Below are 25,485 nucleotides of genomic sequence, written 5' to 3'. Positions count from 1 at the left end.
AGGTGGACTGACCCAAACGTGGGCCCCGTCACTGCCTAGGATCGAACAGGTGAGCACCCACCTCTACCTGCTGCGCCACGGCCAGACCGAGTGGTCCGAGAGCGGCAGGCACACGGGACGCACTGACATCGAACTGACGCCCGAGGGCGAGCAGCAGGCACGCCGGGCGGGCGCCACGCTCGCCCGGCTGAGAGGCACGGACCAGGCTCCGGCGCTCGTGCTGACGAGCCCGCGGCAGCGCGCCACCAGAACGGCGGCGCTCGCCGGGCTGGAGGTCAGCGGGACGACCGAGGACCTGGCCGAGTGGGACTACGGCGACTACGAGGGCATCACCACGCCGCAGATCCGCGAGCGGGTTCCCGGCTGGACGGTGTGGACGCACCCGATGCCCAACGGGGAGACGCACGCGGAGGTGCAGGAGCGGGCGCGCAAGGTGCTCGGCGACGTGCGCAGGATCCTGCCCGGCGGCGACGTCGTGCTCGTGGGGCACGGGCACTTCAGCCGCGTGCTGATCGCCGCGTGGCTCGGACTGGCGCCCGACCAGGGCGTCCACTTCGGACTGGACCCGGCCGGCACCTGCCAGCTGGGCGACGAGCGGGGCGACCCGCAGGTGCGCAGGCTCAACGTGCCCGCCTGGGAGGTGTGATGATCCGGAGGGTGGAACCGCGCGACGTCGACGCGGTCGTGCGGCTGGTGCACGAGCTGGCGCTCTACGAAAAGGCGCCGGAGCAATGCCACCTCACGTCGGAACAGTTGCACACCGCGTTGTTCAACGACAGCCCCGCGCTGTTCGGCCACGTGGCCGAAGTGGACGGCGAGGTCGTCGGGATCGCGTTGTGGTTCCTCAACTTCTCGACGTGGGACGGCGTGCACGGCATCTACCTCGAGGACCTCTACGTCACGCCGGAGCACCGCGGCAGCGGCCTCGGCAGGCAGCTGCTGGAAACACTTGCACAGGAGTGCGTCGCCAGGGGCTACACGCGGTTCCAGTGGTGGGTCCTCAACTGGAACGAGCCGAGCATCGGCTTCTACAAGAAGCTCGGTGCCGTCCCGATGGACGGGTGGACGGTCATGCGGGTGGCCGACGAGGCGCTGAGGGAGCTCGGTTCTCCACGCTGAAGGTTGACGGTTGGTCTCGAAAGGCTCACGAAACGGGAATTCCACACAGGACGGGTCCCCGGTGCTGGCAGCGTCCCCGCTCGCCGATCCCCCGGCACATGCAAGCCTGAGAGAAGGAACGACCGTGGGCACTGACCCGAGCACCATCGACCCGAACGCCGCTGCCGGTATCGGCATCGTCGGAACGATCATCTACCTCGCCTTCCTCGTCTTCACCGTCGTGGTGTTCTGGAAGGTCTTCACCAAGGCCGGCCAGCCCGGCTGGGCGGCGATCATCCCGATCTACAACATCTACGTGTGGCTGAAGGTCGCGGGCCGTCCGGGCTGGTGGCTGGTCCTGTTCCTGATCCCGTTCGTGAACATCGTCATGGCGCTGATCGTCTCGATCGACGTCGCGAAGTCCTTCGCCAAGGACACCGTCTTCGGCGTCGTGGGCCTGTGGCTGTTCAGCGTCATCGGTTACGCGATCCTCGCGTTCGGTGGCGCGCAGTACCGCGGCCCGGCCGCCCTCGCCGGCCAGCAGCCCGCGTACCAGGGCTGAGAGCCAGCGCGGAGGCCGGGTCGGGAGTCCTCGCACTTCCCACCCGGCCTTCGCCGTGTCCGGACCCGGATGAGCCGGCCTAGACCATGCCGACGGCGCCGTACGTGGACGCGTCGGCGGCCGGGGAGGTGCCGGGCAGCTCGCCGTCGGCCCTCCAGTGGGCGGCCAGGACCAGGCCGGGCTCCAGCAGCTTCAGGCCGCAGAGGAACTCCTCCACGTCCTGTTTGGACCGCGGCACGAGTTCCGAGCCCATCGCGGTCCCCAGAGCGACCAGCTGGTCGACGAGCTCGGGTTCGACGTCCTTGGTGAGGTGCGTCAACGCGAGGATGCTGCCCTCGCACAAAGCGGCCCGATAGCGCGCCACGACTCCGGCCGGCTCGTCGGTCACGTACGTCAGGATGCCGACCATCAGGATCGCGGTCGGTTCGGTGAAGTCGATGAGGCGGCGCGTCTCCGGGTGGCGCAGCACGGCGCCGACGTCGCCGACGTCCGACTGCACGATGGCGGTGCTGAGGTTGTCGCGCAGCATCGTGCGGGCGTGGGCGACGGTGACCGGGTCGTGGTCGACGTAGACGACGCGGCACGACGGGTCGATCGACTGGGCGACCTCGTGGACGTTGCCGGCGGTCGGGATGCCGCTGCCGAGGTCGAGGAACTGCCGGATGCCGTGCTCCTCGACGCACAGCCGCACGACGCGGCGGGAGAACGACCTGATGGTGCGCGCCACCTCGGCCACCGGGAACTTCTTGACGCTCTCCTCGGCCAACGCGCGGTCAACCGCGAAGTTGTGCGCTCCGCCGAGGTAGTAGTCGAACAGGCGGGCGACGTTCGGGCGTTCGGAACCGCCGTTTGTCGTCACCCGCTTCGGGCCGTCCTGCACTGCGCACCTCACCCTGCTCCCGAGCGGCGCGAACGCTGGGGGCACGGTAACCGGCTACTCCGTTCGTGTCCATACACCATTTAGTGAACACGCAGGGTGATGGCCCCCTGCCGGAGCAGAGGGCCATCGCAGGGTTTGCCGCAGGTCGATCAGGGTGTGTCAGACACCGGCGTACTGCTGGATCCAGGACCGGTAGCTGGTGTTGTTGATGCTGGTGTAGTTCGAGCGCGTCGAGCGGTCCGACGTCGAGGCGACGCCGACCTGGCGGCCGTTCGCGAACATCGGGCCACCGGAGTCACCGCCGGCCGCGATGCCGTCGACCCGCTGCACCGAGATGGCCTGGCCACCGCGGTAGTCACGGCCGTTGGTGGACGTGACGCGGGTGTTCGCGACCTTCAGGTAGCGCGACTGGCAGTTGATCTCGGGCTGGTTGGTGCAGGTCGCGCCCCAGCCGTAGAGCTGCACGGTCTGGCCGACCGTGACCGGGTTGCCGAGCGGGGAGAACGGCGCGGACATCGCCGTGCCGACCCGCGCGAGCGCCAGGTCCGCGGAGGGGTGCTTGATGATCTGGGTGGCCGTGACGAGCTGGCCGCCCGAGGTCTGGTCCAGGCTGCCCGCGCGGAACGTGTACGTGCCGCTGCCCGAGACGCAGTGCTCGGCGGTCAGGATCCAGTTCGGCGCGATCTTGGTGGCCGAGCAGTTCTCCCGCCCGTTGAAGAACAGGCGAGCGCCGTACGGGAAGTTCTGGGCGTAGCTGCCGCCGATGATCATCGGCGACATGTCCGGGTTCTCCGGAGCCGCCGTGGCGGTAGCGGGGGCGAGGGAGAGCGCCGCCAGGAAGGCGCCCGCGATCGCGGTCATCACACGCATGGTTGGTCACCTCGTGAGAGCAGGGAGTGGTTAAGCAACCACCCACAGCTTCACCCGGCCGTGTGACTGTGACCACCCTCCGTTAGTCGGCTTTGTCTCCTTCGGCGACGTCCGTCAGGCCGAGCGCCCACTTGCGGCCGTCGTTGGTGAAGAGCAGCACGAGCACCACGACGCAGTAGATGCCACCCAGCGAGCCGAGCAACGGCTGTTCTGACGGTCCGTAGGCGTACCAGGCGCAGCCGAGCAGCAGCAGCTGCGTGACGATCACAGGCGTGCGCGCACCCGTGTGGCCGCGGAACAACATCACCGAAGCGAAGGTCACGCCGCCGAACCAGAGGACGAGCACACCTGCCGCGCCGAGGATCGGCCCTGCTGAGGGCGCTCCCTGGAGCACGCGGACGACGAGCGCGACGGCCAGCGCGATGCCGCCGAGGCCCTGCAGGGAGGTGAGCGCGGCGGCGGCGCGCACCGAGTTCGGCGGTGCCGGGGTGCCAGTGGTCACGGGAGACCTTTCCTCACGTTCTGTACTGGTCACGGATCGTAGGCCACCCGGTTGGAGGGCTCTGGAAGCACGTCCCGCGGGGGAAGATCAAGGGGCCTTCAGCGAGCCGGCGGTCGTCCGGGGTGCACTCGGCTGCGAGGCGCGATGCGGTGCGACGGAAGGGAGACTTGCGCCACTTTCGTGAGGCTGGAGCCACACCGAGGGAGGACATGCGAGACGCCGATAGTCACGCATTGTCTTACCCTCAAGTAGTGCGCGCTCTTCTCGTGGTGAACCCGCAGGCGACTACAACGACGCCGGCGGGCCGTGACGTGTTGGCGCACGCGTTGGCCAGCGACGTGAAGCTCGAGGTCGTGGAGACCTCCTATCGCGGACATGCCGCCGACGCCGCGCATCAGGCCGTCGCGGACGGGTTCGGCCTGGTCATCGCCCACGGTGGCGACGGCACGGTCAACGAGGTGGTCAACGGGGTCCTGCGCGACGGCGCCCGTCCGGACACGCCCATGGTCGGCGTCGTCCCCGGCGGGTCGGCGAACGTCTTCGCCGGCGCTCTGGGCATCCCGCGCGACCCGGTCGAGGCCACGCACGTCCTGCTCCAGGCGATCGAGCACGGCACCAGCCGCCGCATCGGGCTCGGCCAGGTGTTCGCGGACGTCGCCGAGGGCGCGGACGGCCGCTGGTTCACCTTCAACGCCGGCATGGGTCTCGACGCCGACGTCGTCGCGGAAGTGGAGCGCAAGCGCGCCAAAGGTCGCCACGCGAGTCCCGCGCTCTACCTGAGCGTCGCGCTCAAGGCCTACGCGCGGAACGTGCGCAAGCCGCAGCACTTCACCGTCGAGATCCCGGACGAGCCGCCGTTCGACGACGTCGGCATGGTGTTCGTGTCGAACACCGACCCGTGGACGTACTTCGGCGACAAGCCGATCCAGCTCAACCCCAGCACGTCGTTCGACGGCGGTCTCGGGTTGAGTGCTTTGGAGACTTTGCGGGTACCCACCGTCGGGCGCTACATCGCCCAGGTCCTCGCGACGGGCAATCCGAAGAGCACGAAACTCGTTCGGCGTGATGACGTGGGCTATGTGAGAGTGAAGTCCGAGGAGCCCGCGAACCTCCAGGTCGACGGAGATTTCCTCGGAACGACCACGGCGGTGGAGTTCCGGGCGGTTCCCGATGCGTTGGCTGTTGCGGTATAGGCAACTTGACAGTCCGTGATCGCTTCGTGACCGTCCTGGTACCCACCCGGGATGTACTGCAGTCGAGTGACAGCAGAGCGTGAAACCCCAGGTGAACGCTGTCGATCTTTTGGGTGAGTTCACTCACCGGGTCAGTGCTTACCCCTTGACATCCCAGCCGTTCGTGAAAGCATTCACAAGCACCCCAAAACGACCGCTGACAACCGGCGTGCCTTTGTGCGCGCCTAGCTGAGGAGTAGTTCCAATGGACTGGCGCCACCGCGCGATCTGCCGCGACGAGGACCCCGAGCTGTTCTTCCCCGTTGGGAACAGTGGTCCCGCGCTGCTTCAGATCGCCGAGGCGAAGACCGTCTGCCGCCGTTGCCCCGTCGTCTCCGACTGCCTCGCCTGGGCGCTCGAGAGCGGGCAGGACGCCGGCGTCTGGGGCGGGATGAGCGAGGACGAGCGCCGCGCCCTCAAGCGCCGCAACGCTCGCACGCGCGCCCGCAGCAACGCCTGAGCAGGCAGTTAGCCTCAAGAGCTGCACATAAGAAGAAGCCCGACACCGTGCCAGGTGTCGGGCTTTTTCTTTTGTTTGCACACCCTCCCGCATGACCACGTGAGACCGCTGAGGCTGATCGTCACGTGTGCACGGCGTTAGTTTAGCGCCGCCCTCTGAGCGGCACGCGCAGGACCGCCTCAGTACCGCCTCGAGGCCTCCGCCGCAAGCTCAACGAGCCTCTCAATTCGGAATCGACGAGGGTCCGGACGATCTGCAGACCCAGCCGGTCGGTGCGTTCCAGCGAGAAGCCCTGCGGAAGGCCCTTGCCGTCGTCGGTGATCGTCACGTCGAGCCACTTCGCGGTCCGCTCGGAGTGCACGACGACCTCCCCGCGCTGGCCAGGGGCATAGGCGTGCTCGAAGGCGTTCTGCACGAGCTCGGTCAGCACCATCACCAGCGGGGTCGCGATCTCGGCGGGGACGATGCCGAAACCGCCCTCGCGGCGCACGCTCACCTGGGTCTCCGTGACGGCGACGTCGCTCATCATCGGGATGACCTTGTCGACCACGTCATCCAGGTCCACGCGCTCGTCGACGGACATCGACAAGGTCTCGTGGACCAGTGCGATGGACGTCACACGGCGCACCGACTCGGCGAGCGCCTCCTTCGCCTCCGGGTTGCTCAGCCTGCGGCTTTGCAGCCGGAGCAGGGCCGCGACGGTCTGCAGGTTGTTCTTCACGCGGTGGTGGATCTCGCGGATCGTGGCGTCCTTGGACATCAACGCCCGGTCACGCCGGCGCACCTCGGTGACGTCGCGGCACAGCACGATGGCGCCGGCGGCCTGCCCCCGTGGCCGGAGGGGCAGCGAACGGAACAGCACGGCGGCACCGCGGCGCGACTCGGCCTCCATGCGCATCGACGTCTGGCCGTCCAGCGCCTGCCGGATGCGCTGGGCGACCTCGGTGGCGTCGAACGGGTCGCCGATCAGGCTGCGCGTCAACGGCGCCAGGTGCACGCCCACGAGGTCGGACGCGTGCCCCATGCGGTGGTAGGCCGACAGCGCGTTCGGCGAGGCGAACACCACCGCGCCGGACGGGTCGAGCCTGATCAGGCCGTCACCGACGCGCGGACTGGTGTGCACGTCCGGCGAGGGCTCGGGCGCGGGGAACGTGCCGTCGGCGATCATCTGGCACAGGTCGGCCGCGCTGCCGAGGTAGGAGATCTCCAACGGCGACGGCACGCGCGGCACGGCCAGGTTCGTGCTGCGGCTCAGCACCGCGATCACCTGCGTCCCCAGCCGCACCGGGATGGTCTCCCGGCGCACCGGCACGCCGAGGTGCCAGCGCGGGTCCTCCTCGCGGCAGATCCGCGACTCGTCCATGGCCCGGCGCAGCTGCGGGTGCTCCTCGGAGCCGACCGCGCTGCCGACGACGTCCTCCGGGTGGGCCGTCGGCGCCGTCGTGGGGCGGGCCTGGGCGACGCAGAGGAACTTCCCGTCGTCCAGCGGCACGTACATGAGGAAGTCCGCGAACGAGAGGTCCGAGAGGAGCTGCCACTCGGCGACGACCAGTTGCAGGTGGTCGACGGCGGCGCCGGAGAGCTTGGTGTGCTCGGCCAGCAGGTCCGTGAGAGTAGACAGAACTCCTCCATGAGAAACTGGTCGATGAAGCAGTTCTGATCCTAGGAGACACCCATGTCGAAGCGTGCTCGCAAGCGCCGCGACCGCAAAAAGGGCGGCGCCAACCGAGGCAAGCGCCCCAACGCCTGAGTGCTGCGAAAGGCCCTGGACACCACCACGGTGACCAGGGCCTTTCGTCTTGCTGAAGAACGGTCAGTCCTCGGCGCGGATCTCCACGATCGTCGCCCGGATGCGCGCCTTGAGGTCGGCCGGCGCGTAGTCGCCGCCGCACTTGCGGGCCAGCAGCGCCTTGAGGTGCTCCTCCAGCCCGAACTGCTCCAGGCACGGATGGCACTCGTCGAGGTGCGTCTGCAGGGCCGCGCGGCGGGACTGGTCGCATTCCTGGTCGAGGAACAGCCAGACCTCGCTCAGCACCTCGGAGCAGTCGGTGTCGTGGGGTTCGCCGCAGTTCATGACGCGTCTCCGTTGCTGCCTCGGAGGAAACCGCGGTCACGGGCGACGTCCGCCAGCATGTCGCGGAGCTGGCGACGGCCCCGGTGCAACCGGGACATCACCGTGCCGATCGGGGTGCCCATGATGTCTGCGATCTCCTTGTACGCGAAGCCTTCGACATCGGCGAGGTAGACCGCGATCCGGAAGTCCTCCGGCAACCGCTGCAATGCTTCCTTGACGTCGCTGTCGGGCAGGTTGTCGAGTGCCTCGACCTCGGCGCTGCGCAGGCCGGACGAGGTGTGGCTCTCCGCCCGCGCCAGCTGCCAGTCCGTGATCTCCTCGGTCGGCTGCTGGATGGGCTGGCGCTGCTTCTTGCGGTAGCCGTTGATGTAGGTGTTCGTCAGGATCCGGTACAGCCACGCCTTGAGGTTCGTGCCCTCCGAAAAGGACGCGAACGCCGAGTAGGCCTTGAGGTAGGTCTCCTGCACCAGGTCCTCGGCGTCGGCAGGGTTGCGCGTCATGCGCAGGGCCGCCGAGTACAGCTGGTCGAGCATGGGCATAGCGTCGCGCTCGAAACGCGCAGCGCGCTCCGCCGTCGTCTCTGTCGTGCCGGTGGCGGGCACCGCGCTCCCTTCCCACAGGTTCTGGGTCGGGACTGACTCTACGCGTGACCGCTCGAGCATGTTCGTTGCCACGTTCTGACCAACAACGGAGGTGCTGGTAGTAATTCCGCATGGCCGGACGTGGGACTCCCGCCACAGCGCTGCTGGACAAGCAGCGGGTGGCGCACACCTTGCACTCGTACGAGCACGACCCCCGCCACGAGTCGTACGGGCTGGAGGCGGCCGAGGCCCTCGGCCTGGCGCCGGAACGCGTGTTCAAGACCCTGGTGGCCGACGTGGACGGCAAGCTCGCGGTCGGCGTCGTGCCGGTGACGTCGCAGCTCGACCTCAAGGGCCTCGCCGCCGCGGTGAAGGGCAAGAAGGCCAAGATGGCCGTCGTCGCCGACGCCGAGCGCGCCACGGGTTATGTCGCCGGCGGCATTTCTCCTCTCGGCCAGAAAAAGCGGCTGCCCGTCGTGCTCGACGAGTCGGCTTCTCAGTTCGAGACGATTTTCTGCAGCGCCGGCAGGCGTGGGCTCGAAGTCGAGATCACGCCTGCCGACCTGGTGCGCCTCACCGGCGCGGTGGTCGCACAGATCAGCGCCTAGCTGACCGGCCACATGATGTTGCCGATCTGCACGGGCACGCCGATCCACGACGGCCACGCGGTGGTGATCCGGTCACCGAGGCTGCCCTGGCCGGGGAGGTCGAACTGGATGAACGCGGGGGTCACGCTCAAGCTCTTCTTCGGCGAGCCGATGTAGACGACGGAGGCGAAGATCCCGTGGACCGTCGTCTCGGTGTACTGGCCCTGACCACCGGTCAGCGGGACGTTCATGTCCTGCCCCTTGGCGTCGAGGAACCGCACGTTGCTCAGGCTGCCGCCGATCGTGCAGGTGACGCCCTCGGCGGCGGTGAAGCTGAGGACGTGGCCCTTGTCCGGGTTCGACGTCGGGCGCATGTCGTGGGCGGCGATCACCAGATCGTCACCGGTGCACCAGGGCGCGGCGGACGACGTGCCGGCGGCCTGCGCCGCGGACGTCCCCGCGAGGGCCAGAGCGGCGACCGCGACCAGCGAGCCGATGGTCGCGGACTTGCGGAACCTGTTCAAGTGTTCTCCCGGATGCGAAGCGACTGCGTTCTCTTACAACCCCGGTAACGCAATCGCTTCGCCTTCGGTTGTCACCGGAAGGATTCCCGTACTTCCGGCCGATGTCCGTCTCAGTTGGGAACCGCTCTATTCACCGGTCTGACCGTCGACCGCTTCTCTGATCAGATCGGCGTGGCCGTTGTGGCGGGAGTACTCCTCGACCATGTGCGCGAGGATCCAGCGCAGGCTCACGGTCCGGTCGTCGCGCCACGGCTTGCGCTTGGCCGCCTGACCGAGGTCCCCGGTCTCCAGGGCCTGCGCGACGGCCTCGCGGGAGCGCTCGACCTCGTCCTGCCAGAGCGCGACCAGGTCCTCGGCGGTGTGGTCGGCGGCCGAGTGCCAGTCCCAGTCGTGGTCGGCCTCCCAGTCGACGCTCTTCCACGGCTCCAGCGGCTCGCGGTCGTGCAGCACGACGTGGAACCACTGCTGCTCGACGTAGGCGAGGTGCTTGACCAGGCCGCCGAGGGTCATCTCGGACTTCGCCGTGGTGAGCGCGAGCTGCTGCGCGGTCAGCCCGCCGACCTTCCACGCGAGGGTCGCGCGCTGGAACTCCAGGAACCCGGTCAGCGTGGCGAGCTCGTCGCCGTCGGTGGGAGGTTCGGGCCTGCCTTGCTCGTCGAGAACCGTCATGGGGCCGGACAGTAGTGCCGGCGCAGGCGGGGAGCAGGCGATTAATCGAGCGGCCGGAGCACCCGGTCGAGCCACTCCCCGACCGACCGGCCCACGTCGGCCAAGGACGCCTTCAGCGAGTGGTCGCCCTTGAGCAGCACGACCTCGCGGTGGTGGGCGCGGTTCGGCTGCCCGAACGGGTCGTTCTCGCCCTGCACCACCAGCGTGGCGACCTCGACGCCGTCCAGCTCGGCCATCCGCGACTTCTCCGGCTTGCCCGGCGGGTGCACCGGGAACGCGAGGCAGAGCACCGCCACGGCCTGCCCCTCGACCGACGTCCGGCAGGCCACGCGCGCGCCCGACGACCGGCCCCCGAACACCAGGGGCAGGCCGTCGAACCAGCGTTCGCCGAGGTCGTCCACTACGGACATCCAGGCGGTGTCGAGCTGCTTCGCGGGCGCCGGGGCACGGCGGCCCGCGACGCGGTAGGGCTGTTCGACCAGTGCCACGTGCACGCCGACCTTGTTGGCGGCGTGGCACGCGGCGACCAGGTCCGGGGCTTCGACGCCACCACCGGCGCCGTGGCCGAGCAGCAACGCCGCCCGCGGTTCGTGGGCACAGTGCAGGGAGGCCCGCGCGGGGCCGTGCGGCGTGTCCACCAACAGCGTCGTCACGACAGCTCTGCGCGTTCGAGCAGGGAGGCGTTGTTGTTCTTCACGCTGTTCACGGCGGTCGAGACCGGGCGCAGCTCCAGTGCCTCGACGAGCGACGGGTCCGGGCTCAGCAGTGCGGACGGGTCCAGCGACGTCGGGTCGAGCCACGCCGACCAGCGGTCCTGGGGCAGCAGCAACGGCATGCGGTTGTGCACCTCGGTCAACGCGCCGATGGACTCCGTGGTGAGCACCGCGCACGTGACGGTCGGAACGTCGTCCTTCCACCACACGGACCAGATGCCCGCCATCGCCAGGGACGTGTCGTCCCCGAGCGTCATGAAGTACGGCTGCTTGCGCCCCTCACCCGGCTGCCACTCGTACCAGCCGGCGGCGGGGATGATGCAGCGCCGCTTGGTGACCGACTGCTTGTACGCGGGCTTGCTCAGCACGGTCTCGGCCCGCGCGTTGATCATCTTCGCCGCGCCGGAGAGGTCCTTGGCCCAGTGCGGGACGAGACCCCAGCGCAGGACGCGGATGCTGCGCTCCAGCTCCTCGTCCTCCGGCTTGCGCTCGACCACGGCCATGACGTGCTTGGTGGGGGCGATGTTGTAGTCCGCCCCCGGTGCCTCGTCGCCGGTTCCGTCCACCGCGTCGAACTCGGCCGCCAGCAGCGCCGGGTCCTTGGTGGAGGCGTACCTACCACACAAAACCGATCACCTCCGAAGTCACGATGATCCCACGCCGGGAACACCTGTGCGAGCTGCCCCGACGCCCATGCGGGAAGATTCAGGCATGACTCAGCACTGGTCAGCCCCCGGCGCGTCCGGCCCAGTCCACTCGACGGTGCCGGTGCCCGGCTCGAAGTCGATCACGAACCGCGTCCTGGTGCTCGCGGCGCTGGCCGACGGGCCCTCGACGGTCCACGCGCCGTTGCGCAGCCGCGACACGGTGCTGATGGCTGCCGCGCTGTCGTCGCTGGGCGTGGGGTTCGCCGACCGCGAGGACGGCGGCTGGGACGTCACGCCCGGTGCGCTGCGCGGGCCGGCGGACGTCGACTGCGGTCTCGCGGGCACGGTCATGCGCTTCCTGCCGCCCGCCGCCGCGCTGGCCGAGGGCGAGATCCGCTTCGACGGCGACCCGCACGCCCGTCTGCGGCCGATGAGCACCGTGCTGGGTGCGCTGCGGGCGCTGGGCGCGGACGTCGAGGGCGGCGCGCTGCCGTTCACGTTGCACGGCAGGGGATCGGTGCCCGGCGGCGAGGTGACGATCGACGCGTCGAGCTCGTCGCAGTTCGTCTCCGGGCTGCTGCTCTCGGCCGCGCGGTACGACAAGGGCGTGACGATCCGGCACGACGGCAAGCCCGTGCCCTCGCTGCCGCACATCGACATGACGGTGCAGACGCTGCGTTCGGTCGGCGTCGAGGTGGACGCCGGCACGGCGAACACGTGGCGCGTCGAGCCCGGGGTGATCAAGGCGCGCACGTGGCACGTGGAGCCGGACCTGTCGAACGCGACGGTGTTCCTGGCGGCGGCCGCGGTGACCGGCGGCGAGGTGACGATCCCGCACTGGCCCGCGACGACCACGCAGCCCGGTGACGCGGTGCGCGGCATCCTCGAGCGCATGGGCTGCGAGGTCGAGGTGTCCGAGCGCGGCCTGACCGTGCGCGGGCCGGCGAAGCTGTCCGGTGTGGACATCGACCTGCACGACGAGAGCGAGCTCACGCCGACCGTCGCCGCCCTCGCCGCGCTGGCCGAGGGGCGCACGACGATCCGCGGCGTCGCGCACATCCGCGGCCACGAGACGGACCGCATCGCGGCGCTCGTGAACGAGGTCAACGCGCTCGGCGGCACCGCGACCGAGACCGAGGACGGCCTGGTGATCGACCCCGCTCCGCTGCACGGCGGCGTGTGGAAGGCCTACGCCGACCACCGGATGGCGACCGCGGGCGCGATCATCGGCCTGGTGGTGCCGGGCGTCGAGGTGGACGACATCGGGTCGACGACCAAGACGATCCCCGACTTCCCCGGCATGTGGGACGCCATGCTCACCGGGGGCGCGTAGAAGTGGGCAAGCGGGACTGGCGCAAGCTCGACGAGTCCGACGTGCGCGTGCGCCCCGGCAAGGGGACGCGGCCGCGCAGCAAGAGGCGGCCGGAACACGCCGACGCCGAGACCGCGATGGTGATCGGCGTGGACCGCGGGCGCTGGACGTGCGCACTGGAGTCCGGCGTCATCGTCACGGCGATGCGTGCGCGCGAGTTGGGCCGCACGCCCGTGGTGGTCGGCGACCAGGTGGGCATCGTCGGTGACACCACGGGCCTGCCGGACACGCTGGCCCGCATCGTGCGCGTCGAGGAGCGCACGTCCGTGCTGCGCCGGACCGCGGACGACACGGACCCGTTCGAACGCGTCGTCGTCGCGAACGCCTCCCAGCTCATCATGGTCGTCGCGCTGGCCGATCCCCCGCCGCGCACCGGCTTCATCGACCGCTGCCTCGTCGCCGCGTACGCCGGTGGCCTGGAACCGGTGCTGTGCCTGACGAAGTCGGACCTGGCGTCCGCCGACGCGCTGCTCGCCCTCTACACCGAGCTCGACGTGCCGGTGATCGTGACGAGGTCCGACGAGGAACCCGCCGAGCTGCGCGCACGCCTCGCGGACACGGTGTCGTGCCTCATCGGCCACTCCGGCGTCGGCAAGTCCACCCTGGTCAACAAGCTCGTGCCGGACGCGAACCGCGCCGTGGGCGTCGTGTCCGGCGTCGGCAAGGGCCGCCACACCTCCACCCAGGCCGTGGCGCTGCGCCTGCCCGGCGGCGGGTGGGTCGTCGACACGCCCGGCATCCGCTCGTTCGGCCTCGCGCACATCACGCCGGACGACATCGTCAAGGCGTTCCCGGACTTCGCCGAGGCCGCCGAGGAGTGCCCGCCGGGCTGCGGCCACCTCGGCCCGCCCGAGGACCCCGGCTGCGTGCTGGACGAGCTCGTGCCGGACGCGGCGGGCCGCCTCACCTCGTTGCGGCGGCTGCTGGCTTCGCGCGCGGGCATCGACGATTACGCTGACTGATCATGAGCATGCGCTGGTTGCTGCCCCTGCTGGTCACTCTCGCCGCGTGCTCGGCCACCGGCGGCGAACCGGCCTTCGCCGAGGTGGACCCGTGTTCGCTGCTGCGGCCCGGTGACGCGGGCGGGCTCAGCGGCACGCCGGCCAGGTCCGACCGGGTGTGCGACTTCAGGTTCGACTCGCTGACCGTCGAGCTGACGCTGCTGGAGGCGGCGTTCGCGGACGAGTCGCGGGCACTGCTGTCCGACGGTGGCTACGGCGGTGTGATCGCGGGCGGCGAGGGCGAGAGCAACAACCGCCCGCTGACCCGCAGGTGTGCGGAGACCTCCGGCGAGGTGAGGTGCGACGCCGTCCTGGAGGTGCGGGAACGGCAGCTCGTCCGGTTCGAGGTGGTGCAGCGCGGCACCGACCCCAACGCCGTCGGGCAGGTCGTCCAGGGTCTCGCGGCCAAAGCCTTCGAACGGCTTCCGAAGTGAGCGCCCTCACACGGGTGCCCGTCACGTACTGACGCCCTACCCCGTCCACTGGTCATGAAGGTATTCGTGATCGGTGCGACGGGCGTTCTGGGACGGGAAGCGGTGCCGCGGCTGCGGGCGGCGGGTCACGAGGTCGGTGTGCTGGACCGGCACACCACCTCGATGTTCGACGTCGGTCAGCTCACCGCCGCGTTCGCGGGCCACGACGCCGTGGTCAACCTCGCCACCCGCATCCCGCTGAGCGCGAAGGCCGTCCTGGCCCGCGCGTGGGCGGAGAACAACCGCATCCGCACCGAGGGCAGCGCCGCCGTCGTCGAGGCCGCGACCAGGGCCGGGGTCGGGCGGGTCGTGCAGGAGGGCATCTCGTTCGTCTACGCGGACGGCGGCGACCGGGAGCTCGACGAGAGCGCGCCGATCGACCCGGTCGGGCACGTCGCCAGTTCGGTCACGGCGCAGGAGAACGTGCTGCGGCACCCCGGCGGCGTGTTCCTGCGCTTCGGGTTGCTGATGGGCGGCGACGCCATGTCACCGCCCGTGCTCGTCGGCGACGGCTGGATGTCGGTCGTGCACCCCGCCGACGCGGCGGCCGCGGCGGTCGCCGCCCTCGACGCGCCTCCCGGCGTCTACAACGTCGGGACGCCGGTGCTCAAGCGGGACACGGGGATCACGCGCCTGCCGCGGTTCTCCGGGAAGCTCGCCGCGTCGTTCGAGGTGTTCGGGCGGTCGCAGCGGGTCGTGAGCACGAAGCTCACCGAGGCCACCGGCTGGAAGCCCCGCCGCTAACCCATGTGCGGGTACCGGTGGTCCGCCGGCGGGACCAGGGTCTCCTTGACCGTGCGCGGGCTCGTCCACCGTTGCAGGTTGTAGATCGAGCCCGCCTTGTCGTTGGTGCCGGAGCCGCGCGACCCGCCGAACGGCTGCTGCCCGACGACGGCGCCGGTCGGCTTGTCGTTGACGTAGAAGTTGCCCGCCGCGAACCTCAGGGCGCGGTGGGCCTGCTCCACGGCGGCGCGGTCGCGGGCGAAGATCGCGCCGGTCAGCGCGTACGGCGTGGAGGTGTCGATGATCTCCATCATCCTCGGGAAGTCCGCGTCCTCGTAGACGTGCACCGCGAGGATCGGGCCGAAGTACTCCGTCGTGAAGATGTCGTGGTGCGGGTCGGTGCCCAGCAGCACCGCGGGGTCGACGAAGTAGCCCACCGAGTCGTCGCACGAACCGCCGGCGAGGACCTCCACCGAAGTGGACGCGGACGCCATCAGCAGCGCCTCCTTCTGCTTGGCGAACGCGCGGTGGTCGATGACCGCGCCGCCGAACACCGAGAGGTCCGTGACATCGCCGTAGGACAACGACTTCGTGACGTCGAGCAAGTGCTCGCGCACACCGCCCTCCCACAGCGACCGCGCGATGTAGGCCCGTGACGCCGCGGAGCACTTCTGGCCCTGGTACTCGAAAGCACCGCGCACGAGCCCCGTGACGAGCGCCTTCGGATCCGCCGAAGGGTGTGCCAGCACGAAGTCCTTGCCGCCGGTCTCGCCGACGATGCGCGGGTAGGCGCGGTAGTGGTCGAGGTTGCCCGCCATGGTCCGCCACAGCGACTTGAACGTGCGCGTGGAGCCGGTGAAGTGCAGGCCCGCGAAGAACCTGTCCCTCAGCGCCACCTCGCTCACCGCCCGGCCGTCGCCCGTGACGAGGTTGACCACGCCCGGCGGCAGACCGGCCTCCTCCAGCAGCCGCATGGTGAAGTGCGCGGCGAGCTGCTGCGTCGGCGACGGCTTCCACAGCACCGTGTTGCCCATCAACGCGGGCGCCAGCGGCAGGTTGCCCGCGATGGCGGTGAAGTTGAACGGCGTGATCGCCACGACGAACCCGTCGAGCGGCCGGTGGTCCATCCGGTTCCACACGCCCGGCGAGGACAGCGGCTGCTCCTGCAGGACGCGGCGGCCGAAGTGGACGTTGAAGCGCAGGAAGTCGATCAGCTCGCACGCGGCGTCGATCTCGGCCTGCTGCACGGACTTCGACTGCCCGAGGATCGTGGCGGCGTTGAGGGTGTCGCGCCACGGCCCGGCGAGCAGGTCGGCCGCGCGCAGCAACACCGCGGCGCGTTCGTCGAACGGCAGCTCCTGCCAGCCCGCAGCGGCGTGCTGGGCCGCGCGCATCGCCTCGGCGACGTCGGAGTTGGTGGCCTGCGCCGTCACACCGAGGACGTGCCGGTGGTCGTGCGGCTGGACCACGTCGATGCGGTCGCCACCGCCCATGCGCTGCCGACCGCCGATGGTCATCGTCAGTTCGTGGGTGGTGCCTTCGAGTTCCGCGATGCGAGCCTGGAGGCTGGTCCGTTCGGCGCTACCGGGTGCATAGGTGCGCACGGGCTCGTTGATCGGTTCGGGTGCAGACGTGACTGCGTCCATTCCCCCATCGTGGCACGCGGTAGTAGGGTCCGTCGGGTGGCGCGGGTGACTGGCATCGGCGGGGTTTTCCTGCGTTCACGGGATCCTGTGCGCTTGGCCACCTGGTACCGCGAGAACCTGGGCGTGCCGATGAGCGAGAAGGGCACCGTCACCTTCCACTGGCTCGACACGGCGACGAACGAGCACCCCGGCACGACGACGATGGCGTTGTTCGCCCAGGACACCCAGTACATCGGCGAACCCGACCAGCGCACCATGCTGAACCTGCGCGTGGACGACCTGCCGTCGCTGATGGCGAAGCTCAAGGCGCGCGGCGTCGAGGTGCTGCCCGAGACCGAGGACTCGGACTTCGGCCGCTTCGGCTGGTGCGTCGACCCCGAGGGCAACCGGATCGAGCTGTGGGAACCCGCGGAAGGGATGTGACCGTGCTCGACGACGCCGTGCGCGCGTTGCGCGAATGGCAGCGCGACGACCTGCCGTTCCAGCTCCACCCCGGCGACGTGGGCTGGTACTGGCGGTTCGGCGAGGAGGCCACCGAGGCGGCGGTCCGCGTCTGGCGCCGGGACGGGCGGGTGCTCGCCGTCGGCCTGCTGGACGGCGCCGACCTGCTGCGGTGCGCGATCGCGCCGGACGCCCGGCAGGACGAGGACCTGGCGCGGCGGCTGGCCGACGACGTCTGCGACCCGGACCGCGGCGTGCTGCCCGCCGGGAAGGTCTACGTCGAGTCCCCTGCGGGCACGCGCTTCAAGGAGCTGTTGTCCGAACGCGGCTGGCAGTCCGACGAGCCGTGGACGTCGCTGCGACTCGACCTCTCCTCACCGGTGCCCGGCCCCGGCGTGCGGGTCGAGGTCGTCGAACCCGGAAAGGCCTCCCTGCACGCCGCCGTGATCAGGGCGTCGTTCGAGAAGTCGACCTTCACCGAAGAACGCTGGCACGCGATGGCCTCGGGCCTGCCGTTCGCGGACGCGCGGTGCCTCGTCGCGTTCGACGGGCAGGACGCGGCGGCGGCGATCACGGTGTGGTCGGCCGGTCCCGGCAGGCCGGGAGTGGTCGAACCGATGGGTGTGCACCACGACCACCGGGGCCGCGGCCTCGGCAGGGCGATCACCCTCGCCGGCGCGGCCGCGCTGCGCGACCTCGGCTCGTCGAGCGCGGTCGTCTGCACGCCGAGCTCGAACGCGGGCGCCGTCGCCACCTACCGGGCAGCCGGGTTCACCGCGCTGCCCGAGGTGCACGACCAGCGCCGCGACTAGGGCCTAGAGCAGTTCCAGGACGAACGGCAGCTCTTGGGCCGCGTACCAGGCCAGCTCGTGGTCCTCGGCGCTGCCCAGGGTGAACTCGGCGTCCGGGTCGCCCAGGTCCGCGGCGTCCACGACCTCCACCGCCGCGCGCACGTCCTGCTCGGCCTCGGCCGTGTCGAGGTGCACGGAGGCGACGTCCTTCAGGGTGAACGAGCCGCCGACCTTCACGACCGAGAAGTCGAGGTCGGGCCGCAACGTGACGTCGTCCATGTCCACCGCGAGCACCGCGCGCCGCGGTTCGGCCTTCTCGTCGGCCGCCAGCAGCCGCAGCGAGGCGCGGGCGGCGTCCATCATGGCCGCGTACTCCAGCTCCTCGGTGTCGCCCGCCGCGTAGGACTCGCGCAGCGCCGGCGTCAGCGCGAAGGCCGTGCCCGTGACCGGGGCCAGTTCGCCGTTGTCGACGAACGCGCGCAGCATCGGCACCGTGGCCGGGATGTAGACCCTCATGACCCGTTCGCCGTCCCCATCAGTTCCTCCACCGACTCCTCGACCATGGCCGCCAGAACGTCCACATCGGACATCCCGTCGCGGTCGCCGTTCAACCCGAAGTAAACACCGCCGTCGTACGACGTCACCCCGATGGCCAGCGCCTGGTTCCTGGCGAGCGGCACGACCGGGAAGATCTCGGTCATTCTCGCGCCCGCCGCGTACAGCGGCACCTGCGGGCCGGGGACGTTCGTGACGATGACGTTGAACAGCCGCCGGCTGAACGAACTCGCAGCGCGCGCACCGAGCGCGTGCAGCGTCGGCGGTGCGAAACCGGAGACCTTCACCAGCGCGTCGGCGGCCACCGACTGGCCGGACTCCTGGTGGGCGCGCATCGCGTGGCTCACGTGGTGCAGGCGCACGACCGGGTTCGGCTCGCCGACGGGCAGGTCGACCAGGTACGCGCTGACGTTGTTGCCCGAGTCCGGGTCCGCTTCACGTACCGAGAGCGGGGCCATCGCGCGGATCGTGGTGCTGCCGGTGACGTTCTCGCCGCGGCTGAGCAGCCAGTTGCGCAACGCTCCGCTCAGGGCGGCGAGCACCGCGTCGTTGACGGTGCCGCCGTGCGCCTTGCGGATGGCGCGCAGGTCGTCGAGCCGGGTGCGGGCGACGGCGAACCGGCGCTGCGGCGAGGTGATGCGGACGTTCAGCGGTGTCCCGGGCGCGGGTGTCGCGGCGGTGCGGACCGCCGAGGCGAGCACGCCGAACGCGTGGAAGACCTTCTCGACCGTGTTGACGGTGTCGAGGGCGGCGCTGCGGACGTTCTCCACGAGCTCGCCGGGGCGCTGCACGATGTCGGTGACGGCGTCGGCCACGAGCTGCAGCGAACTGGGTTCCGGCTGCGGCATCCAGAGGTTCTCGACGTTCGTGCGCGGCGACGGCGACACGTCCAGCATGACCTGGCCGATCTCGAGCGACGCGATGCCGTCGACCATGGCCTGGTGGGTCTTGGTGATGACCGCGGTCTGGTTCTTCGCGAGGCCCTCGACGAGGTAGATCTCCCACAGCGGGCGGGAGTGGTCGAGCGGGCGCGACATCAGGCGCGCGACCAGGTCGTGCAGCTGGGTGTCGTTGCCCGGCTTGGGCAGCGCCGACCTGCGGACGTGGTAGGTGACGTCGAAGTCCGGGTCGTCGACCCAGACCGGGCGCGCGATGCGGCCCGGCACGTGCACGACCTTCTGCCGGTAGCGCGGCACGAGGCTCAGGCGCTGCTCGATGAGGTCGACGAGCTTGTCGTAGTCGAAGCCCGCCTTGGGCCGTCGGAACACCGCCACGCCACCGACGTGCATCGGCGTCGTGGAGCCCTCCATGTACAGGAACGAGGCGTCCAGCGCTGACAGTCGGTCCGGCATGCACCCAGCCTAGTGGCGATCGCGGTCCATCAACCTCTGCAGCACGGCCCGTTCCCGCGGATCGCGGTCGTGGCGGCCCAGCCGGATGCGCGCGGCCTCCGGGATCGCCTCGACCGCCAACGGGTCGGCGTTGGCCATGAACGAGCGCAGGAACCGCCACCGCGTGAGCTTCTTGACCGGGGCGAGGCTCGCGACGGCGAGCGAGACCCAGCTCAGCGCGACGTCGAGCCGGCGGTCGCCCTTGGTGGCGCTGGCCCAGTCGAGGACGACGGGCCCCTCCGGACCGAGCACGACGTTGCCGGGGTGCAGGTCGAGGTGCAGGAGGTCGCCCTCGCCGCTCAGGAAGTCGGGCGCGGGGATGACGTCGAGGCGGCGGTGCAGGTCCGCGAGCTCCTTGCCGAGACCGCCGGCGAACCACGGCTTGCGACCGATCTCCTCCGACATCCGCGGGCCGGGCACGTACTGCATGACGAGCTCGTCCCGCGCGGCGTCGTGAACGCGCGGGACGGGGATGCCGCACCCGCTCAGGTACACCATCATCTCCGCCTCGCGCCGCAGGTCACGGCCGGTGCGGGTGCGCTTGACCAGCAAGCCGTCCGACCGGATGAACACATCCGAGTCCTGACCGCTCGCGAGATGTTGACGTTGCGCAACGCTGCGCACACCTGCCGTCATGTGACGATCATCATCGATATGATCCGAAACACAAGGGCCGAACGGCTCTAGTGGAGCTCTTCACCCGTTCGAACCCGCCGTGCCCGCCTCTGTCACCCTCTTCACGTGGAGATCTCGCCCAAGGACCGCTTCGTCACCGTCTACGGCCGCAAGCCCGTGCTGGAGGCGCTGGACGACCCGGCGCTGTCAGTGGACAAGGTGGTGCTCGCCGACACGGCCCGAGGCCCCGCCGCGCGCGAGATCCTCGACGCGGCCCGTTCCCGTGGCGTCCAGGTGCAGCGGGCCACCGCGCAACGCGTGAAGGTGCTGGCGGGCAACGGGAAGCAGGACCAGGGCGTGCTCGCCGACGTGGTCGCGCCGCGCATGAAGCCGCTCGCCCTGGCCCTGGAAGAAGGGTCGCTGCGGTCCGTGCTGGTGCTCGACGGCATCACGACGCCCGCGAACGTCGGCATGATCCTGCGCACCGCGACCGCGGCGGGGATCGACGGCATCGTCGTCCCGCGCCGCGGCGTCGCGTCGATCGACCCGCTCGTGGTCAAGGCCTCCGCCGGGGTGGCCTTCCGAGCGCCCGTGCTGCGCTGCGGCACCGCGGCGGAGGCCTCGGCTTCGTTGCGCGCGTCCGGCTATCCGCTCTTCGCGCTCGACTCCCACGCGTCCGACACCATCTACTCCGCTTCGTTCGGCGACCGCGCCGCTTTCGTCCTGGGCAGCGAAACGTCCGGGATCACCGACGACGTGCGTCCGCACATCACGTCGTGGCTTTCCATTCCGATGGCGGCGGGTGTGGAGTCCCTGAACGTCGCCTCGGCAGCGGCCGTCCTCTGCTTCGAACTGGTGCGCCGCTCTCAGTGAGAAGGGCTCGGAGCCGGTCGGCGCGGCAACCGATCCCCTGGTCCCTCATTCGCGGAGCGCCATCCCCAGCAGGATCTCCAACTCCTCGAGGGTGGACCGCGTCGACCGGTGGTGGACGCCGACCATTCCGGCTTCGGCAGCACCGCGGATGTTGACCGCGAGGTCGTCGACGAACACGCACTCCCCGGGCTCGAGACCGAGCTTCCGCGCCACGAGCAGGTAGATGCCGACGTCCGACTTCGCCAGCCCGGCCTCACCGGAGAGGACCGTCACGTCGAAGAGCCCGTCGAAGGCTCGCGGCGGCTGCCACCAACCGTCCGCATTGGACAGCAACGCCGTCTTGAGCCCGTGCCGCTTGACCTCGCGCAGGGCGGTGAGGAGCGGCGGCTCGGCCGGGTTGTCCTCGCCGGGATCGGTCAGGACGCCGCCGTAGTCGAGCACCAGAGCTTTCAGCACCTTGGCGACGGTACCCACTTTCGAGTGGCCCGTGTCCTGATCACGTCCGCCGCTCGCCTGGTAGGGCATGCCGCCAGTCGTCCGCCGCCTGCCCGCCTACGAGCCGCCCGTGGGCGGAGCCGTTCCGCTGCCCCGGCCCCGGCCACGCCCCGCCCGGGTGCCGGAGCCCGATCCACCGTCGCCCGCGTTGGATCCGCTGCGGCTGGTGGGTGCCGTGCTGGAGGTGCTGGACGGGCGGCGGCCGGCTCGGTTGCTGCGGCAGGTCGCGGTGCCGGGGTTGGCGGTGCGGCTCGGGGCGATGGTGCGGCCTCGGACCACCCGGATGGTCCGGATGCCTCGGGTCTGTCACCCGTCCCGGTTCGTGGCCGAGATTTCCGCGACCGTCCGCAGGGAGGGGCGGGTGCTGGCCGTGGCCTGCCGGGTCGAGCACCGGGGTGGGAGGTGGTGGTTCACCTCGTTCGCGGTGCTGGAGTGAGGGGCTGCTTCAGCGGGTGCGGTGGTCGCCTTGGGTCCCGTATCGCGCGTACGCGCTTCATTGCCGTAATTGTCAGACCCGCTGAGTGAATTCGGCCGCGGTGGAGCCGAAATCAGAGGAGAACCCCTGCGCGAGCCTGCGCGTTTCACCGGCCTCACACCCCCGCCTCGCACTTTGACGGCCGCAGGCCTGAAAAGCCGCGTGGGCCGCCCTCCCGGAGGAGTGCGGCCCACGCGGCGACAAGAGGTGGAGTCAGCGACCCCGGCGCTGGTTCTTGGCCGCCTGGCGGGCGGCCTCGCGGCGCTCCTTGCGGGTGCCGCCCTGCTGGCCGGCGCCGCCGGTCGCCTCGGCGTGCTCTTCCACGCCGCCGTCCTCGGCCGGGCCGCTGTAGCTCAGGTTCTGCTGGCCGGGGCCGCCGAGGCCCTTGCCGCGCAGGGCCGGCGGGATGGCGTTGCCGCTGGCCAGCTGGGCCATCGCCGGGCCTGCGGGGGCCTGGGCCTGCTGCTGGGCCTGCTGCTGGGCGGCTGCTGCCGCGCGGGCACGGGCACGGGCGCCTCCGCCGTTGCCCGAGACCTGCGGGAGGGCCTGCGGGGCCGCGGCGAGGGTCACGGGGACCTCCGGCTGGGCCGGCTCCGGCTCCGCTGCTTCGACCTGGAGGTTGAACAGGAAGCCGACGGTCTCCTCGCGCAGCGCGTCGAGCATCGCGTTGAACATCTCGAAGCCCTCGCGCTGGTACTCGATGAGGGGGTCGCGCTGCGCCATCGCGCGCAGGCCGATGCCCTCCTTCAAGTAGTCCATCTCGTAGAGGTGCTCGCGCCACTTGCGGTCCAGGACGGACAGCAGGACGCGGCGCTCCAGCTCGCGGGTGGCGCCTTCGCCGACTCGGCTGTCGATGTCGGCCTCGCGGGCGCGGTAGGCGTTCATCGCGTCCTCGATGAGGGCTTCCCGCAGGTACTCGCGGGTGATGTCCTCGTCGGACTCGAGGAGCTCGTTCGGGTCGAGGGAGACCGGGTAGAGGGTCTTCAGCGCGGTCCAGAGCTTGTCGAAGTCCCAGTCCTCGGCGTAGCCGTCGGCGGTGGCGCCGTTGACGTACTCCTCGATGACGCTCTGGATCATGTGCTCGACCTGTTCCCTCAGGTCTTCGCCTTCGAGGACGCGGCGGCGCTCGGCGTAGATCACCGTGCGCTGGCGGTTCATGACCTCGTCGTACTTGAGGACGTTCTTGCGGATCTCGAAGTTCTGCTGCTCGACCTGGGTCTGCGCGCTGCGGATGGCGCGGGTGACCATCTTGTGCTCGATCGGCACGTCGTCCGGCACGTTCAGGCGCGTCATGACCATCTCGACCATGGACGCGTTGAAGCGGCGCATCAGCTCGTCCTGCAGGGACAGGTAGAAGCGCGACTCACCGGGGTCGCCCTGACGGCCGGTGCGGCCGCGGAGCTGGTTGTCGATGCGGCGCGACTCGTGGCGCTCGGTGCCGAGCACGTAGAGACCACCGGCCTCGCGGACCTCGTCGGCCTCGGCCTTGCCCTGGGTCGTCAGCTCCTCGACGACCTTCGCCCACTCGGCCTCGTACTCCTCCGGCGTGTTCACCGGGTCGAGGCCGCGGTCGCGCAGCTCGTGGTCGGCGATGATGTCCGGGTTGCCGCCCAGCACGATGTCGGTACCGCGACCGGCCATGTTCGTCGCGACGGTGACGGCGCCCTTGCGGCCCGCCTTCGCGATGATCAGCGCCTCGCGGTCGTGGTGCTTCGCGTTCAGCACCTCGTGCGGGATGCCCTTGCGCACCAGCAGCTTCGACAGGTACTCGGAGCGCTCGACGCTCGTCGTGCCGATCAGGACCGGCTGGCCCTTGGCGTGCTTCTCGGCGATGTCCTCGGCGACGGCCTCGAACTTCGCCTCCTCGCTCTTGTAGACGAGGTCGGGCTGGTCCTTGCGCTGCGGCGGGCGGTTCGTCGGGATCGGGACGACGCCCAGCTTGTAGGTCTGGTGGAACTCGGCCGCCTCGGTCTCGGCGGTACCGGTCATGCCGCCGAGCTTCTCGTAGAGGCGGAAGTAGTTCTGCAGGGTGATCGTGGCGAGCGTCTGGTTCTCCGCCTTGATCTCCACGCCCTCCTTGGCCTCGATGGCCTGATGCATGCCCTCGTTGTAGCGACGACCGGCGAGCACACGACCCGTGAACTCGTCGACGATCATCACTTCGCCGTTGCGGAGGATGTAGTCCTTGTCGCGGTTGTAGAGCTCCTTCGCCTTGAGGGCGTTGTTCAGGTAGCCCACCAACGGCGTGTTCGCGGCCTCGTAGAGGTTGTCGATGCCGAGCTGGTCCTCGATGAACTCCACACCGAGCTCGGTGACGGCGACCGTGCGCTTCTTCTCGTCGTACTGGTAGTGGTACGACTTCGACTTCTCCTCGATGACCTCGATGCGGTCCTTCTGGGAGAGCTGGGTGACGTCGATGCCGCGCATGCGCGGGACCAGGCGTGCGAACTCCGTGTACCAGCGGGCCGACTGCTCGGCCGGGCCGGAGATGATCAGCGGCGTGCGGGCCTCGTCGATGAGGATCGAGTCGACCTCGTCGACGATCGCGAAGAAGTGGCCGCGCTGCACGCACTCTTCCAGGCTCCACGCCATGTTGTCGCGCAGGTAGTCGAAGCCGAACTCGTTGTTCGTGCCGTAGGTGATGTCCGAGTTGTACGACGCGCGGCGCTGCTCCGGAGTCATCTCGGAGAGGATCGCGCCGACGGACAGCCCCAGGAAGCGGTGCACGCGGCCCATCCAGTCCGCGTCGCGCTTGGCCAGGTAGTCGTTCGTGGTGATGACGTGGACGCCCTTGCCGGCGAGCGCGTTGAGGTACACGGGCATGACCGAGGTCAGCGTCTTGCCCTCACCGGTGCGCATCTCGGAGATCTGGCCCAGGTGGAGCGCCGCTCCACCCATCATCTGCACGTCGTAGGGCCGCTGGCCCAGGGTGCGCTTCGCGGCCTCGCGGGCCACGGCGAACGCCTCGGGAAGGAGTTCGTCGAGCGACTCGCCCTCGGCGTGACGCTTCCTGAACTCCTCGGTCTTGCCGCGCAACTCGGCGTCGGAGAGGTCCACCACCTCTTCTTCCAGGTGGTTGATGTGCTGTGCGATGTTGCGGAGGCGCTTGAGCATCTTGCCCTCGCCGGAGCGGAGCAGTCGGGACAGCACCATCTGGATAGACCTCATCACCTGTATCGCGGCGCGCCCACCACGGACGCCTTTCCCCTGCCCATCGTAGGCAAGTCGCCAAGAT

Annotated in this window: 31 protein-coding genes; 15 read left to right on the top strand and 16 right to left on the bottom strand. The window is 70.0% G+C overall.

From position 1 onward, the window contains the following. Window positions 1-49 precede the first annotated feature (49 nt). From BLQ91_RS02980 to BLQ91_RS02970, 3 genes are all read left to right on the top strand, one after another. A complete protein-coding gene (locus BLQ91_RS02980; RefSeq protein WP_090094986.1) occupies window positions 50-646 on the top strand; it encodes a histidine phosphatase family protein in 597 nt (198 codons plus the stop codon). Next, complete coding sequence (locus BLQ91_RS02975) at window positions 646-1,119, top strand: GNAT family N-acetyltransferase (RefSeq protein WP_090095945.1); 474 nt, start codon at window positions 646-648, stop codon at window positions 1,117-1,119. The genes BLQ91_RS02980 and BLQ91_RS02975 overlap by 1 nt, the downstream gene beginning before the upstream one ends. Window positions 1,120-1,243: 124 nt before the next feature. Further along, window positions 1,244-1,660 (top strand): DUF5684 domain-containing protein, encoded by a 417-nt coding sequence (locus BLQ91_RS02970; RefSeq protein ID WP_218130141.1) that lies wholly within the window; start codon window positions 1,244-1,246, stop codon window positions 1,658-1,660. A gap of 79 nt (window positions 1,661-1,739) precedes the next feature. Here the strand turns inward: BLQ91_RS02970 and BLQ91_RS02965 are convergent, their stop codons facing one another. From BLQ91_RS02965 to BLQ91_RS02955, 3 genes are all read right to left on the bottom strand, one after another. Next, window positions 1,740-2,552, bottom strand: coding sequence for an SAM-dependent methyltransferase (locus BLQ91_RS02965; protein WP_090094985.1), 813 nt, complete (start codon window positions 2,550-2,552; stop codon window positions 1,740-1,742). Between the two features lie 147 nt (window positions 2,553-2,699). Continuing rightward, entirely contained in the window at window positions 2,700-3,410 is a 711-nt protein-coding gene (locus BLQ91_RS02960; protein WP_090094984.1) for a S1 family peptidase, read from the bottom strand. 82 nt (window positions 3,411-3,492) lie between these two features. Beyond that, a complete protein-coding gene (locus BLQ91_RS02955) occupies window positions 3,493-3,912 on the bottom strand; it encodes a hypothetical protein (RefSeq protein WP_245733042.1) in 420 nt (139 codons plus the stop codon). Between the two features lie 251 nt (window positions 3,913-4,163). Here BLQ91_RS02955 and BLQ91_RS02950 point away from each other — a divergent pair, with 251 nt between their 5' ends. Together BLQ91_RS02950 and BLQ91_RS02945 are read left to right on the top strand one after the other, a co-directional pair. Further along, the gene (locus BLQ91_RS02950; protein WP_090094982.1) at window positions 4,164-5,105 is read left to right on the top strand and encodes a diacylglycerol/lipid kinase family protein; all 942 of its coding nucleotides are present in this window, start codon (window positions 4,164-4,166) and stop codon (window positions 5,103-5,105) included. 244 nt (window positions 5,106-5,349) lie between these two features. Next, window positions 5,350-5,604, top strand: coding sequence for a WhiB family transcriptional regulator (locus BLQ91_RS02945; protein WP_015104912.1), 255 nt, complete (start codon window positions 5,350-5,352; stop codon window positions 5,602-5,604). 142 nt (window positions 5,605-5,746) lie between these two features. Here BLQ91_RS02945 and BLQ91_RS02940 read toward each other — a convergent pair whose 3' ends face one another. Next, the gene (locus BLQ91_RS02940; protein WP_090094981.1) at window positions 5,747-7,225 is read right to left on the bottom strand and encodes a sensor histidine kinase; all 1,479 of its coding nucleotides are present in this window, start codon (window positions 7,223-7,225) and stop codon (window positions 5,747-5,749) included. A gap of 54 nt (window positions 7,226-7,279) precedes the next feature. Between BLQ91_RS02940 and BLQ91_RS43705 the strand changes: the two genes are divergently transcribed. Then, the gene (locus tag BLQ91_RS43705) at window positions 7,280-7,354 is read left to right on the top strand and encodes a 50S ribosomal protein bL37 (RefSeq protein ID WP_369809028.1); all 75 of its coding nucleotides are present in this window, start codon (window positions 7,280-7,282) and stop codon (window positions 7,352-7,354) included. A 63-nt stretch (window positions 7,355-7,417) separates the two neighbouring features. On the opposite strand, the gene rsrA is transcribed toward BLQ91_RS43705, so the two are convergent. Then, the gene (gene rsrA, locus BLQ91_RS02935) at window positions 7,418-7,678 is read right to left on the bottom strand and encodes a mycothiol system anti-sigma-R factor (RefSeq protein ID WP_090094980.1); all 261 of its coding nucleotides are present in this window, start codon (window positions 7,676-7,678) and stop codon (window positions 7,418-7,420) included. Next, on the bottom strand, window positions 7,675-8,340 hold the full coding sequence (locus BLQ91_RS02930; protein WP_245733212.1) for a sigma-70 family RNA polymerase sigma factor: 666 nt from the start codon (window positions 8,338-8,340) through the stop codon (window positions 7,675-7,677). The genes rsrA and BLQ91_RS02930 overlap by 4 nt, the downstream gene beginning before the upstream one ends. A 50-nt stretch (window positions 8,341-8,390) precedes the next feature. Between BLQ91_RS02930 and ybaK the strand changes: the two genes are divergently transcribed. Continuing rightward, entirely contained in the window at window positions 8,391-8,867 is a 477-nt protein-coding gene (ybaK, locus tag BLQ91_RS02925; protein WP_090094978.1) for a Cys-tRNA(Pro) deacylase, read from the top strand. Here the strand turns inward: ybaK and BLQ91_RS02920 are convergent. The 4 genes from BLQ91_RS02920 to BLQ91_RS02905 form a co-directional block, all read right to left on the bottom strand. Continuing rightward, the gene (locus tag BLQ91_RS02920) at window positions 8,864-9,370 is read right to left on the bottom strand and encodes a hypothetical protein (protein WP_090094977.1); all 507 of its coding nucleotides are present in this window, start codon (window positions 9,368-9,370) and stop codon (window positions 8,864-8,866) included. The two genes, ybaK and BLQ91_RS02920, sit on opposite strands and share 4 nt — an antisense overlap. 126 nt (window positions 9,371-9,496) lie before the next feature. Further along, window positions 9,497-10,039, bottom strand: coding sequence for a DinB family protein (locus BLQ91_RS02915; protein WP_090094976.1), 543 nt, complete (start codon window positions 10,037-10,039; stop codon window positions 9,497-9,499). Between the two features lie 41 nt (window positions 10,040-10,080). Next, window positions 10,081-10,692, bottom strand: coding sequence for an alpha/beta hydrolase family protein (locus BLQ91_RS02910; protein ID WP_090094975.1), 612 nt, complete (start codon window positions 10,690-10,692; stop codon window positions 10,081-10,083). After that, window positions 10,689-11,378 carry an SOS response-associated peptidase gene (locus BLQ91_RS02905; RefSeq protein WP_090094974.1) on the bottom strand — a complete coding sequence of 230 codons (690 nt, stop codon included), beginning with the start codon at window positions 11,376-11,378 and terminating at the stop codon, window positions 10,689-10,691. Before BLQ91_RS02905 ends, BLQ91_RS02910 begins: the two co-directional genes overlap by 4 nt. Window positions 11,379-11,463: 85 nt before the next feature. Between BLQ91_RS02905 and aroA the strand changes: the two genes are divergently transcribed. The 4 genes from aroA (at window position 11,464) to BLQ91_RS02885 (ending at window position 14,989) form a co-directional block, all read left to right on the top strand. After that, complete coding sequence (gene aroA, locus BLQ91_RS02900) at window positions 11,464-12,732, top strand: 3-phosphoshikimate 1-carboxyvinyltransferase (protein ID WP_090094973.1); 1,269 nt, start codon at window positions 11,464-11,466, stop codon at window positions 12,730-12,732. Window positions 12,733-12,734: 2 nt separating this feature from the next. Beyond that, window positions 12,735-13,733, top strand: coding sequence for a ribosome small subunit-dependent GTPase A (rsgA, locus tag BLQ91_RS02895; protein ID WP_090094972.1), 999 nt, complete (start codon window positions 12,735-12,737; stop codon window positions 13,731-13,733). A 2-nt stretch (window positions 13,734-13,735) separates the two neighbouring features. Continuing rightward, a complete protein-coding gene (locus tag BLQ91_RS02890) occupies window positions 13,736-14,206 on the top strand; it encodes a hypothetical protein (RefSeq protein WP_090094971.1) in 471 nt (156 codons plus the stop codon). 66 nt (window positions 14,207-14,272) lie between these two features. Continuing rightward, window positions 14,273-14,989: an NAD-dependent epimerase/dehydratase family protein gene (locus BLQ91_RS02885; protein ID WP_245733040.1), complete on the top strand. Its 717-nt coding sequence runs from the start codon at window positions 14,273-14,275 to the stop codon at window positions 14,987-14,989. Here BLQ91_RS02885 and pruA read toward each other — a convergent pair. Then, window positions 14,986-16,614, bottom strand: a complete 1,629-nt coding sequence (pruA, locus tag BLQ91_RS02880) for an L-glutamate gamma-semialdehyde dehydrogenase (RefSeq protein ID WP_090094969.1) — start codon at window positions 16,612-16,614, stop codon at window positions 14,986-14,988. The two genes, BLQ91_RS02885 and pruA, sit on opposite strands and share 4 nt — an antisense overlap. Window positions 16,615-16,650: 36 nt before the next feature. On the opposite strand from pruA, the gene BLQ91_RS02875 reads away from it, so the two are divergent. Both BLQ91_RS02875 and BLQ91_RS02870 read left to right on the top strand, forming a co-directional pair. Continuing rightward, complete coding sequence (locus BLQ91_RS02875) at window positions 16,651-17,037, top strand: VOC family protein (protein WP_176959540.1); 387 nt, start codon at window positions 16,651-16,653, stop codon at window positions 17,035-17,037. A gap of 2 nt (window positions 17,038-17,039) precedes the next feature. After that, window positions 17,040-17,867 carry a GNAT family N-acetyltransferase gene (locus tag BLQ91_RS02870; protein WP_245733038.1) on the top strand — a complete coding sequence of 276 codons (828 nt, stop codon included), beginning with the start codon at window positions 17,040-17,042 and terminating at the stop codon, window positions 17,865-17,867. A 3-nt stretch (window positions 17,868-17,870) separates the two neighbouring features. On the opposite strand, the gene BLQ91_RS02865 is transcribed toward BLQ91_RS02870, so the two are convergent. The 3 genes from BLQ91_RS02865 to BLQ91_RS02855 are packed head-to-tail and all read right to left on the bottom strand — an operon-like array spanning window position 17,871 to window position 20,428. After that, window positions 17,871-18,362, bottom strand: coding sequence for a DUF6912 family protein (locus tag BLQ91_RS02865; protein ID WP_090094966.1), 492 nt, complete (start codon window positions 18,360-18,362; stop codon window positions 17,871-17,873). Then, a complete protein-coding gene (locus tag BLQ91_RS02860) occupies window positions 18,359-19,753 on the bottom strand; it encodes a WS/DGAT/MGAT family O-acyltransferase (RefSeq protein ID WP_090094965.1) in 1,395 nt (464 codons plus the stop codon). The genes BLQ91_RS02865 and BLQ91_RS02860 overlap by 4 nt, the downstream gene beginning before the upstream one ends. Before the next feature lie 9 nt (window positions 19,754-19,762). After that, on the bottom strand, window positions 19,763-20,428 hold the full coding sequence (locus BLQ91_RS02855; RefSeq protein ID WP_090094964.1) for a phosphotransferase: 666 nt from the start codon (window positions 20,426-20,428) through the stop codon (window positions 19,763-19,765). A gap of 105 nt (window positions 20,429-20,533) precedes the next feature. Between BLQ91_RS02855 and BLQ91_RS02850 the strand changes: the two genes are divergently transcribed. Beyond that, window positions 20,534-21,280 carry a TrmH family RNA methyltransferase gene (locus BLQ91_RS02850; protein ID WP_090094963.1) on the top strand — a complete coding sequence of 249 codons (747 nt, stop codon included), beginning with the start codon at window positions 20,534-20,536 and terminating at the stop codon, window positions 21,278-21,280. Between the two features lie 45 nt (window positions 21,281-21,325). Here the strand turns inward: BLQ91_RS02850 and BLQ91_RS02845 are convergent, their stop codons facing one another. Next, complete coding sequence (locus BLQ91_RS02845) at window positions 21,326-21,736, bottom strand: HAD-IA family hydrolase (protein ID WP_245733036.1); 411 nt, start codon at window positions 21,734-21,736, stop codon at window positions 21,326-21,328. 67 nt (window positions 21,737-21,803) lie between these two features. Between BLQ91_RS02845 and BLQ91_RS02840 the strand changes: the two genes are divergently transcribed. Further along, window positions 21,804-22,211 carry an Rv3235 family protein gene (locus BLQ91_RS02840; RefSeq protein ID WP_090094961.1) on the top strand — a complete coding sequence of 136 codons (408 nt, stop codon included), beginning with the start codon at window positions 21,804-21,806 and terminating at the stop codon, window positions 22,209-22,211. Between the two features lie 252 nt (window positions 22,212-22,463). On the opposite strand, the gene secA is transcribed toward BLQ91_RS02840, so the two are convergent. Next, window positions 22,464-25,403 carry a preprotein translocase subunit SecA gene (secA, locus tag BLQ91_RS02835; RefSeq protein ID WP_090094960.1) on the bottom strand — a complete coding sequence of 980 codons (2,940 nt, stop codon included), beginning with the start codon at window positions 25,401-25,403 and terminating at the stop codon, window positions 22,464-22,466. Window positions 25,404-25,485 lie beyond the last annotated feature (82 nt).

The sequence above is a fragment of the Lentzea jiangxiensis genome (assembly GCF_900104175.1).
Taxonomy (GTDB): domain Bacteria; phylum Actinomycetota; class Actinomycetes; order Mycobacteriales; family Pseudonocardiaceae; genus Lentzea; species Lentzea jiangxiensis.
Note: the sequence above shows the minus strand (reverse complement) of the source record. Positions and strands in the feature narration are given on the sequence as shown.